The sequence below is a fragment of the Streptomyces globisporus genome (assembly GCF_003501885.1).
Taxonomy (GTDB): domain Bacteria; phylum Actinomycetota; class Actinomycetes; order Streptomycetales; family Streptomycetaceae; genus Streptomyces; species Streptomyces globisporus_D.
On record NZ_QWFA01000060.1, the window covers coordinates 18,110 to 27,928 of the forward strand.

Annotated in this window: 10 protein-coding genes; 8 read left to right on the top strand and 2 right to left on the bottom strand. The window is 74.1% G+C overall.

Annotation, left to right across the window (positions count from 1 at the left end):
• Positions 1 to 31 precede the first annotated feature (31 nt).
• Positions 32 to 643, bottom strand: coding sequence for a DUF1349 domain-containing protein (locus tag D3105_RS13825; RefSeq protein ID WP_118903529.1), 612 nt, complete (start codon positions 641 to 643; stop codon positions 32 to 34).
• A complete protein-coding gene (locus tag D3105_RS13830) occupies positions 640 to 2,163 on the bottom strand; it encodes an aldehyde dehydrogenase (NADP(+)) (protein ID WP_118903530.1) in 1,524 nt (507 codons plus the stop codon). The genes D3105_RS13825 and D3105_RS13830 overlap by 4 nt, the downstream gene beginning before the upstream one ends.
• Before the next feature lie 261 nt (positions 2,164 to 2,424).
• Between D3105_RS13830 and D3105_RS13835 the strand changes: the two genes are divergently transcribed.
• The 8 genes from D3105_RS13835 to D3105_RS13870 all read left to right on the top strand — a co-directional run.
• Positions 2,425 to 3,195, top strand: a complete 771-nt coding sequence (locus D3105_RS13835) for an IclR family transcriptional regulator (RefSeq protein WP_006123634.1) — start codon at positions 2,425 to 2,427, stop codon at positions 3,193 to 3,195.
• On the top strand, positions 3,195 to 3,674 hold the full coding sequence (locus D3105_RS13840) for a GNAT family N-acetyltransferase (RefSeq protein WP_118903531.1): 480 nt from the start codon (positions 3,195 to 3,197) through the stop codon (positions 3,672 to 3,674). The genes D3105_RS13835 and D3105_RS13840 overlap by 1 nt, the downstream gene beginning before the upstream one ends.
• Before the next feature lie 84 nt (positions 3,675 to 3,758).
• Positions 3,759 to 4,829, top strand: coding sequence for a hypothetical protein (locus D3105_RS13845; RefSeq protein ID WP_240646899.1), 1,071 nt, complete (start codon positions 3,759 to 3,761; stop codon positions 4,827 to 4,829).
• Positions 4,826 to 6,130 carry a sensor histidine kinase gene (locus D3105_RS13850; protein ID WP_118903532.1) on the top strand — a complete coding sequence of 435 codons (1,305 nt, stop codon included), beginning with the start codon at positions 4,826 to 4,828 and terminating at the stop codon, positions 6,128 to 6,130. The genes D3105_RS13845 and D3105_RS13850 overlap by 4 nt, the downstream gene beginning before the upstream one ends.
• Positions 6,127 to 6,789 (top strand): response regulator transcription factor, encoded by a 663-nt coding sequence (locus D3105_RS13855; RefSeq protein WP_032784404.1) that lies wholly within the window; start codon positions 6,127 to 6,129, stop codon positions 6,787 to 6,789. Before D3105_RS13850 ends, D3105_RS13855 begins: the two co-directional genes overlap by 4 nt.
• 81 nt (positions 6,790 to 6,870) lie before the next feature.
• Positions 6,871 to 8,322 carry a peptidoglycan D,D-transpeptidase FtsI family protein gene (locus D3105_RS13860; RefSeq protein WP_118903533.1) on the top strand — a complete coding sequence of 484 codons (1,452 nt, stop codon included), beginning with the start codon at positions 6,871 to 6,873 and terminating at the stop codon, positions 8,320 to 8,322.
• A 79-nt stretch (positions 8,323 to 8,401) separates the two neighbouring features.
• Positions 8,402 to 8,557: a hypothetical protein gene (locus D3105_RS34930; protein ID WP_206272735.1), complete on the top strand. Its 156-nt coding sequence runs from the start codon at positions 8,402 to 8,404 to the stop codon at positions 8,555 to 8,557.
• Between the two features lie 94 nt (positions 8,558 to 8,651).
• Positions 8,652 to 9,819 (top strand): MFS transporter (locus D3105_RS13870; protein ID WP_118903534.1); only part of this gene is annotated, 1,168 nt, incomplete at its 3' end.

Genomic DNA, 9,819 nt, shown 5'->3' on the forward strand with positions numbered 1-9,819 from the left:
CGCGCACCCGGCCCTCCTCACCCCTCTTGCCTCACCGTCCGTCGCGCAGGTTCGCCACTCCCCCGGGCAGGAACGCGATCCGGTCGAAGACCGCGCCGCAGCCGTCCCCGGTGGGCGACTGGACGAGGAAGCCGACGCGGGCGGCCGCCCGCTCCTCGGGCGTACCGAGGGTGAAGACGCGGACGAAGGTCCAGCTGTCGCCGTCGGCGGAGGCGTGGAAGGCGTAGGCGCTGCCGGTGCGGCTCAGGCGGAGCCAGCAGACGCCCTCCTCCACCACGAAGGCGTTGGCGTCGTCGGAGTGGCCCCGGGTGACGACGGTGCAGACGGTCGGGAGGTCGGCGGAGCGCTCCAGGCAGAGCTTGGCCCACTCCCGGTCCGCGACCTGGAGGAACAGCGCCCCCGCGTCACCGGCCGCCACCAGCCCCGGGCGGACCCGGGCCACCAGCCGGAAGTCCCCGTCGCCCACCGCGCCGAGCAGGTGCGGGGCGTCGGAGGCCGGGTCGAGGGCGTCGCCGGACGGCGGGACGAAGAGGTCCTGGCCGGGGCCGGCCCGGCCGGTCAGGACGCCGTCCGCGTGGGTCCAGCGCCCGTCGGGGCCCGCGGGGTCCAGGGCGAAGGGGATGCGGTCCAGATGCAGGCTCATGCGCGGCGTCCGTCCACCCGGCGGGGCAGGCCCAGCGGATTGTCCTCGCGCAGCTCGGCCGGGAGGAGCGTCTCGGGGGTGGACTGGTACGTCACCGGGCGCAGCCAGCGTTCGATCGCCGTCGCGCCGACCGAGGTGGAGGTGGACGTGGTCGCCGGGTAGGGGCCGCCGTGGTGCTGGGCGGGGGCGACGGCGACCCCGGTCGGCCAGCCGTTGACGAGGATGCGCCCGGCGAGCGGGGTGAGGGCGGCGAGCAGCGGGCCCGCGTCGGGGTCCCGGGCCTCGTCGCCGGCGGTCTGGAGGGTGGCGGTGAGGTTCCCCGGCAGCCGGGCGAGCACGGCGGCGATCTCGTCGACGGAGGCGTACCGGGCGACCACGGTGACCGGACCGAAGCACTCCTCCAGCAGCGCGTCGTGCGGGCCGTCGGCGGTGAGCCGGGCGGCGGGCACGGTGAGGAACCCGGCGGAGACTGTGTGCTCACCGGCCGCACCGGGGGTGACCGGGGCGTCGACACCGGGCAGCGCCGCCCGCTCCCGTACGCCGGTGACGAAGGCGTCCCGCATGCGGTGGTCGAGCAGGACGCCGGAGCCGGTCGAGCTGACCGTCTCGGTGAGGCTCTTGACGAGCTGGTCGCCCGCCGCACCCTCGGGGACGAGGACGAAGCCGGGCTTGGTGCAGAACTGGCCGACGCCGAGCGTCATCGAGCCGCCGAGCCCCGTACCGATCTCCCCGGCGCGCTCGGCCGCGGCGGCCGCGGTGACGACGACCGGGTTGAGGGAGCCGAGTTCACCGTGGAAGGGGATGGGGGCGGGGCGGGCGGCCGCCGCGTCGAACAGGGCGCGTCCGCCGCGTACGGAGCCGGTGAAGCCCGCGGCGCTCACCAGGGGGTGGCGGATCAGCTCGACGCCCGCGTCGAAGCCGTGCACGACCGTCAGCACGTTCTCGGGCAGCCCGGTGCGGGCGGCGGCGCGGCGCAGGACCGAGGCGCAGAGTTCGGAGGTGGCCGGGTGGTCGGGGTGCGCCTTGACGACGACGGGGCAGCCGGCCGCGAGCGCGCTGGCGGTGTCGCCACCGGGGACGGAGAAGGCGAGCGGGAAGTTGCTGGCCGCATAGACGGCGACGACCCCGAGCGGGATCTTGTAGCGGCGCAGGTCGGGCCAGGGCGGGGTCCGGGAGGCGTCCGGGTGGTCGATGTGGACGTCGAGGTAGGCGCCCTCGTCGACGACCTCCGCGAAGGCCCTGAGCTGGGCCGCGGTACGGGCGAGTTCGCCGGTGAGCCGGGCCGGCCCGAGGGCGGTCTCCGCGTCGGCGGCCTCGATGATGTGCTCGCCGGACTCCTCCAGCAGCTCCGCCGCCGCCCGCAGGAACGCGGCGCGCGCCACCCGGTCGGCGAGGGCCTCCCGCACGGCGTGGGCCGACCGGACCGCGCGGTCGACCTCCTCGACGGTGGCCTCCACGGCAACCTGCTCGCGCGGGTTCCCCGTTCGGGGGTCGACACTCCAGACTGGTACTGCGCTCACCGTGATTCCCTTCCGTCGCGCGGCCGGTCTCCGGCCGGTCCCCGGTCGCCGTGCGACCGACGCCCCGCCGGCGTCCCGGCCGACTTCGGCCGCACATCAACAAGTGTTCGGTATTCTGAACAGAGTTCCTGATCGTGAATGTCCTGGGACTCTATTTCCGGGCGTTCCGTGTTGGCAATCGTGTGGCGGCTTTTCGGACGGCAACGCGGACGGCGACGCGGACGAGAAGTCGATGAGCTGGAGAAGAAGGGGGCGTGGGCGATGTCGGTCGCCGAGTCCGGTGGGGCACAGGTCAAGTCCGCGGTACGGACCGTGGAACTCCTCGAATACTTCGCGGGGCGGCCCGGCATGCACTCGCTGGCCGCCGTCCAGGAGGCGGTCGGCTACCCCAAGTCCAGTCTCTACATGCTGCTGCGCACCCTGGTGGAGCTGGGCTGGGTCGAGACGGACGCGACGGGCACCCGGTACGGGATCGGGGTCCGCGCCCTGCTGGTCGGCACCTCGTACATCGACGGGGACGAGGTCGTGGCGGCCGCGCGGCCGACGCTGGACCGGCTGTCCGACGACACCACGGAGACCATCCACCTGGCCCGCCTCGACGGAACGAACGTGGTCTACCTCGCGACCAGGCAGTCCCAGCACTATCTGCGCCCCTTCACCCGGGTCGGCCGCCGGCTGCCCGCGCACTCCACCTCGCTGGGCAAGGCGCTGCTGGCCACCCACAGCGACGAGCAGGTCCGCAAGATGCTGCCCGAGACGCTTCCCGCGCTGACCGAGCACACCATCACGGACCGCGAGAAGCTCATCGAGGAGCTGCGGCTGGTCCGCGAACAGGGCTACGCGGTGGACCGCGAGGAGAACACCCTCGGTCTGCGCTGCTTCGGTGTCGCGATCCCCTACCGGACGCCCGCCCGGGACGCGATCAGTTGCTCGGTGCCGGTCGCGCGGCTCACCCCCGGCCACGAGCAGATGGTGAAGGACGCCCTGTTCGACGCTCGGGACCGGCTCTCCCTCGCGACGCGGCGGCTCTGATGGCGGGGGTGACGCTGCGTGCGGTGGAGGACGCCGATCTGCCGCTGTTCTTCGCCTGGATGAGCGATCCGGACGCGACGCGGGTCGCCGCGTTCATCGCGAAGGACCCCACCGACCGCGCCGCGTTCGACGCCCACTGGGCACGGATCCGGTCCGGGTCCGGCGGCGTGGTGATGCGCACGGCGGTGGCCGACGGCGTCGTGGTGGGCCATGTCGGGGCGTACGGGGAGGCCGACGACCGCCAGGTGACGTACTGGATCGACCGCGCGCACTGGGACCGCGGACTGGCGACGGCCGCGCTGCGGGCGTTCCTCGCCGAGACGCCCACGCGCCCGCTGCACGCGCGGGCGGCGGCCGACAACCTCGGTTCGCGCCGGGTTCTGGAGAAGTGCGGCTTCGTGGTGACCGGCACGGACCGGGGGTTCGCCCAGGCCCGGGGCGAGGAGATCGACGAGGTGCTGGTGACGCTCCACGCGTGACCCGATCCACCTCCCCCGCGCGGCGGAGGCGGATCGTCGGCGGGCAGGACGTGCGGGGGCGGCCAGGGCGGAAGCCTGGTGGGCATGACAGCGAACCGGCTCATCGACACCGGCGCACGCACCGGCACCGGCGCACCGCCCGAGGAACCCCCGTACCGTATCGGCCGCGCGCGGTCCGTACTGCGGGTGGTCGCCATCGCCTCCTGCCTGCCGTACGTCGGTCTCAAGACGGCCTGGGTGGCGGGCAGTCGGCTCGGGATCCCCGACGGAAGTCCGCTGCTGGACGGCGGCACCGCGCTGGCCGTCGCCAACGGGGCCACCGTGCTGATGGACGGTGGCGTCGTCGTCCTCGCGCTGCTGCTCACCCGGCCCTGGGGACTGCGATTGCCCGCCTGGCTGCTGGTGCTGCCGATGTGGGTGGCGAGCGGTCTGCTGCTGCCGATCATGACGGCCTTCCCGGCCCAGCTGGTCGTCCGGCTCCTCGGCGGTGGCGGCGGGCGGCCGGTCGGCGAGGGGAGTTCGGAGCAGTTCCTCGACCCGTGGGTGTTCGGCGTCGTCTACGGCGGCTTCATCGTCCAGGGTCTCGCCCTCGGCACCCTCTTCGCCCTGTACGCCGGGGAGCGCTGGGGTCATCTGTGGCGGGGGCGGCTGCGGGATCTGCCGGAGACTCCGACCGCGCCGGCCCTGCGCGCGACCGCCGTCGCCGCCGCGTCGGCGACCCTGGTCCCGGGCGTCATCCACCTGCTGTGGGCGACCGGTTCGACCGCCGGGCTGGAGCCGGCCCGGGCGGCGGACCGCACCAGCGACTTCTACGTCCTCGAAGCGGTCAGCCTGCTCTTCGTCGTGGTCACCGCCGTCGGGGTGCTGCTGCTCGCCTTCCGGCGCACCGGCGGCCTCTCCCTGCGGCCGCCGCTGGTCCTGGCGTGGTGCGGTTCGGCTCAGATGGCCTGCTGGGGCGGGTGGTTGAACCTCGCCGGACTGATGGGCGCGGACGAGGCGGCGGACCGGCCGACGGCGGCGACCATGGTGACCTACGCTGTCCAGATGCTGGCCGGGGCGCTTGTCGTGACGCTGGGCGCGTACTTCTTCGCGGAGCGCGCGGCGGCTTCCGCGCTGTCCGCACGCGGCGAGCTCGACGAGAGCCGGGGGTCGTGAGGCCGCTCGCCGCGCTGTTCGGGCGGCGGGCCCGGCTGCGCTGGCTGCACCTGATCATCGGGGGCGCGCTGCTGATGCCGTACTTCCTGGTCGGCACGGTCCTGGTCGGTATGACCGGCGGCGGGGAACCGGTCTTCTCCTCCCTGCCCGCGCAGTTGATCGCCTTCGGCCTCGCCCTGCCGATGGCTGCGGTCACCGGCTTCTTCGCCCTCGTCCGGCCGCTGTCCGTGGCCGCCGCCCGCGCCCTGTGCGGGGTCCCGTCGGCCCTGCTGGCCGACGGGCCCGCCCGGACCCGGCAGGCCCGGGTGCGTACCGCCGGCTGGTACACCCTGCATCTGGCGCTCGGCGGGATCGTCAGCGGGGCCACGCTGGCGCTGCCGCCGTTCGCGGTCGCGGTGATCGCCCTGCCGTTCTTCGCCGGACTGCGCGAGACCTGGCTGCTGGACGGACCCGAGGCGCTGCGGGAGCCGTGGGCCCTGGCCCTCGCGCCGTTCGCGGGGCTCGCGATGCTGCTGGCGCTGGCGCTGGCCGCCGCCGTGGCCGGGGCGGTCCTGGCCCGGCGGGCGCCGGTGCTGCTGGGGCCGACGCCCGAGGACCGGCTGGCCGCAGCCGAGCGCCGCGCGGCGGATCTGGCGGTGCGCAACCGGCTCGCCCGGGAGCTGCACGACTCGGTGGGGCACGCGCTGAGCGCGGTGACCCTTCAGGCGGGAGCGGCGCGCCGGGTCCTGGACCGGGACCCGGAGTTCGTCCGCGAGGCGCTGACCGCCATCGAGGAGACGACGCGGCGCACGGTCGGCGAGCTGGACTCGGTGCTGGGGCTGCTGCGGCAGGAGGGGGAGCCGGGCGAGGAGGGCACGGCGTACGGTCCGGGCCTCGACGCGCTCGGCGGGCTGCTGGCGCACTGCGGGGTGCCGGTGGCGTACGAGCGGGAGGGCGATCCGGAGGACCCGGGCGTGGTGGCCCCGGTGGTCGCGCGGGAGGCGTACCGGATCGTCCAGGAGGGGCTGAGCAACGCTCTGCGGCACGGCGGGGGCGCGGCCTCCCCGGTGCGGCTGCTGATCGCGGTACGGGAACGGGAGAGGGAGCTGATGATCGTGATGGAGAATCCGCTGGGCGAGCGGCCGGCCGTGGCACGCCCCGGGGGCGGTCGCGGGCTGCGCGGCGTCGCGGAGCGGGCCGACCTGCTGGGCGGCCGGGCCGAGGCAGGACCGTACGACGGAGTCTGGCGGCTCACCGCCCGGTTGCCGCTGACGGCGGTGGAAGCGACGGGTACGGCCGACCGGGCGGAGGGGCGGCGATGAGCGGGGCTCCGGTGCGGGTGGTGCTCGCGGACGACGAGCGGATGGTGCGTACGGCACTGCGCGTGATCCTGGACGCCGAGGAGGGCATCGAGGTCGTCGGGGAGGCCACCACCGGCGCGGAGGCCGTCTCCGTGGTGCGGGAGCTGCGGCCCGACGTGGTGCTGATGGACGTACGGATGCCGGAGATCGACGGTATCCGGGCCACGGAGCAGATCCTCGCCACGCTGGAGGACCCGCCGAGGATCGTCGTCGTGACGACCTTCGAGAACGACGCGTACGTGTACGACGCCCTGCACGCCGGGGCGGCCGGGTTCCTGCTGAAGCGGGCGGCGGCGGAGGAGCTGGTGCAGGCGGTGCGCCTGGTGGCGTGCGGCGACTCGCTCCTCTATCCGGCGGCGGTGCGCACGCTGGCCGCCGAGCACGCGGCGCGGCAGCCGGCCAGGGCCCCGGCGTGGGTGGCGCGGCTGACCGACCGGGAGGCGGACGTGCTGCGGCTGATGGCGGCGGGGCTGACCAACGCGGAGATCGCGGGCCGGCTCTCGGTGGGCCCTGCGACGGCGAAGACGCATGTGGCGGCGGTCCTCGCGAAGACCGGCGCCCGGGACCGGACCCAGGCGGTCATCGCGGCGTACGAGTCCGGTTTCATCACCCCGGGCTGAGCGTCACAGCCGGGTGAGAAAACGGTGAGAAGCGGCACGATCGGGAACGGCCGGAGCGGGCCCGCTCGTCCCTCCAGCGGGATGAACAAGACAATCAGGAGCGCTTCGGTCTTCTGCCTGCTCATGGTGCTCGCCCTGCTGGTGCGGGCGACCTGGGTGCAGGGCTACGAGGCCAAGGCGCTCGCAGACGACGAGCACAACCGGCGGAACACCATCGCGCAGTACGCGCAGCCGCTCGGGGACATCATCGTGGCCGGATCGCCGGTCACCGGATCGAAGGGGACCAGTGGTGGCGACCTCCGGTACAAGCGCACGTACACCCAGGGCGAGCTGTACGCGGCCGTCACCGGCTACAGCTCGCAGGCGTACGGGGCGACCCAGCTCGAAGGCATCCACAGCGACGTCCTGGACGGCACGGACGACCGGCTGAAGAACCCGAAGGACCTGATCACCGGCGGGCAGGCCAAGCCCGGCAACGTCCTCACCACCATCGACCCGGGCGTCCAGAAGGCGGCGTACGAGGCGCTCGGCGACGACAAGGGCGCGGCGGTGGCGATCGACCCGAAGACCGGCCGGATCCTCGGCATGGTCTCGACGCCCTCGTACGACCCGTCGAAGATCAGCGGGACGACGGACGGCGACACCTGGCAGAAGCTGCTGGACGATCCGGACAAGCCGCTGGTCAACCGGGCGCTGCGGCAGCCGCTGGCGCCGGGTTCCACGTTCAAGCTGGTGGTCGCGGCGGCCGCGCTGGAGAACGGGCTCTACGGCTCGGTCGACGAGCGCACCGAGAGCCCCGACCCGTACACCCTGCCCGGCACCCGCACGGTCCTGCGCAACGAGAACGCGTCAGCCCCCTGCGAGAACGCGACCCTGCGCACCGCGCTCCAGTACTCCTGCAACAACGTCTTCGCGAAGGCGGCGGCCGACCTCGGCCAGGACAAGGTGAAGGAGATGGCGGACGCGTTCGGGTTCGACACCGAGGAGCTGGACGTCCCGGTGCGGGCGGCGAAGAGCGTGTATCCGACCGGCATGGACAAGGCGCAGACGGCGCTGACGGGCATCGGCCAGTTCGAGGTCACCGCGACCCCGCTCCAGATGGCGATGGTCACCTCGGCGCTGGCCAACGGCGGCGAGCTGGCGGCCCCGCACATGGTCTCGTCGGTGACCGACGGGGACGGCTCGGTGCTGGAGGAGACCGAGGACGGCGACACGAAGCGCGTGGTGGAGGAGGAGACCGCCGAGCAGCTCCGCAGTGCGATGGTGACCGTGGTCGAGGAGGGCACCGGGACCAACGCCCGGATCGCCGGGGCCGAGGTCGGCGGGAAGACGGGCACCGCGCAGAACGGCGTGGACAACAGCAACACCCCGTACGCATGGTTCACCTCGTACGCGAAGGACGACAGCAGCGGCAAGGAGGTCGCGGTCGCGGTGATCGTCGAGGATTCCGGCTCGGCGCGCTCCGAGGTCAGTGGCAACGGGCTGGCCGCACCGATCGCCCAGAAGACGATGAAGGCGGCGCTGGAGAGCTGAACGGATCCCCGGAACCTCCGACTTAGGCACCCTTACCTCGCTTGGCGCCCCGGACGGTCCCGGGGCGCCAACGTGCCGAATGCCGAACCGTACGGTACGGCCCTGCTCGGCGGCGAGGGACCGGATCCGGGCGATCTTCTCCGCGACCCGGGCGGGCGGCTCGCCCCAGGTGAGGCGCGATCTGCACCGGATCTTCGTGGAGCGCGCGGAGGCGCACCGCACCGAGGACGCCTAGGGAATCCGCCCGATGCCGCCGGACGGCCTTACTCCCCACCATGAGCCGCACGCAGCGCGGATGCGGAGCGTGGAGCGGAGAGGACGGCGTTGGCATGGGCGGCGGTTCGGCGGTGGTGAGGGTCCTGCGGGACCGGACGGCGGGGCGCTGTCTGGCGGGGGTGGTCGTCTCCGGTTTCGGTACGTCGGCGATGTGGCTCACGGCGGGCATCTGGGTCAAGTCGCTGAGCGGGTCGAACAGTCTGGCGGCGCTGACGGTGTTCGCGATGTGGGCCCCGGTGCTGGCCGGGCCGGTGCTCGGCGCGCTCGCGGACCGGATGGACCGAAGGGTGCTGCTGGTCAGGGGCAATCTGGTGATGGCCTGCTTGCTGGTCCCGCTGGTGCTGGTGGACTCGGACCGCACCGTCTGGCTGCTCTTCGCGGTGCTGGTGCTCCACGGGGCGAGCGGCGTCGCGCTCGACGCGGCGGAGTCGGCGCTCGTCGCGGGGACCGTGCCCGCCTCGCTGCTGGCGGATTTCAACGGGCTGCGGATGACGGCCAACGAGGGCATGAAGCTGGTCGCCCCGCTCGCGGGCGCGGGGCTGTACGTCCGGTTCGGAGGCGCGGCCGTGGCGCTGCTGGCGGCGGGGACGTGCGCGCTGGCCGCCCTGGTCTTCGCGAGGCTGCCCGTACGGGAGACGCCCGCGACCGCGGACTCGCCCCCGGCCCCGGCGGGTTCCTGGCGCGGTGAACTCGCCGCCGGGCTGCGGCGGATCCGCGCCTCGGCCGTGCTGCGCCCGCTGGTGGCGGCGGGGGCGGCGACGATGTTCCTGGCGGGGGTGAACGGGGCCGTGACCTTCGCGTACGTCGACGAGGTGCTCGGCCGGGCCCCGGCGTACACGGGCGTGCTGTACGCGGTGCAGGGCGCGGGTTCGGTGGCGGTGGGGCTGCTGGCCGGCCCGCTGCTGCGCCGACTGTCCGAGCGGCTGTTCGCGGCGGGCGGGGTCGCACTGTTCGCGCTGGGGGTCGGGGCGCGGACGGTGTCGCCGGACGCGGTGGCGCTGGGGGCGAGCGCGGCGATCGGGTTCGGCCTGCCGTGCGTGCTGATCGCGGCGATGACGGCGGTGCAGCGGGAGACGCCGGACGCGGTGCTGGGACGTACGGCGGCGACGGCGGGCTCCCTGATGACGGCGCCGAACGCGGTGGCCCTGGCCTTGGGGGCGGGGCTCGTCGCGGTGGTGGACGTGAGGGTGCTGACGGCGGCGGCCGGGGTGGCGGGGGTGC

Coding starts and splice junctions, on each gene's coding strand:
- D3105_RS13855 (WP_032784404.1), top strand. CDS start 6,127: ATGAGCGGGGCTCCGGTGCGGGTGGTGCTCGCGGACGACGAGCGGATG.
- D3105_RS13825 (WP_118903529.1), bottom strand. CDS start 643: ATGAGCCTGCATCTGGACCGCATCCCCTTCGCCCTGGACCCCGCGGGC.
- D3105_RS34930 (WP_206272735.1), top strand. CDS start 8,402: ATGCCGAACCGTACGGTACGGCCCTGCTCGGCGGCGAGGGACCGGATC.
- D3105_RS13860 (WP_118903533.1), top strand. CDS start 6,871: ATGAACAAGACAATCAGGAGCGCTTCGGTCTTCTGCCTGCTCATGGTG.
- D3105_RS13835 (WP_006123634.1), top strand. CDS start 2,425: ATGTCGGTCGCCGAGTCCGGTGGGGCACAGGTCAAGTCCGCGGTACGG.
- D3105_RS13840 (WP_118903531.1), top strand. CDS start 3,195: ATGGCGGGGGTGACGCTGCGTGCGGTGGAGGACGCCGATCTGCCGCTG.
- D3105_RS13845 (WP_240646899.1), top strand. CDS start 3,759: ATGACAGCGAACCGGCTCATCGACACCGGCGCACGCACCGGCACCGGC.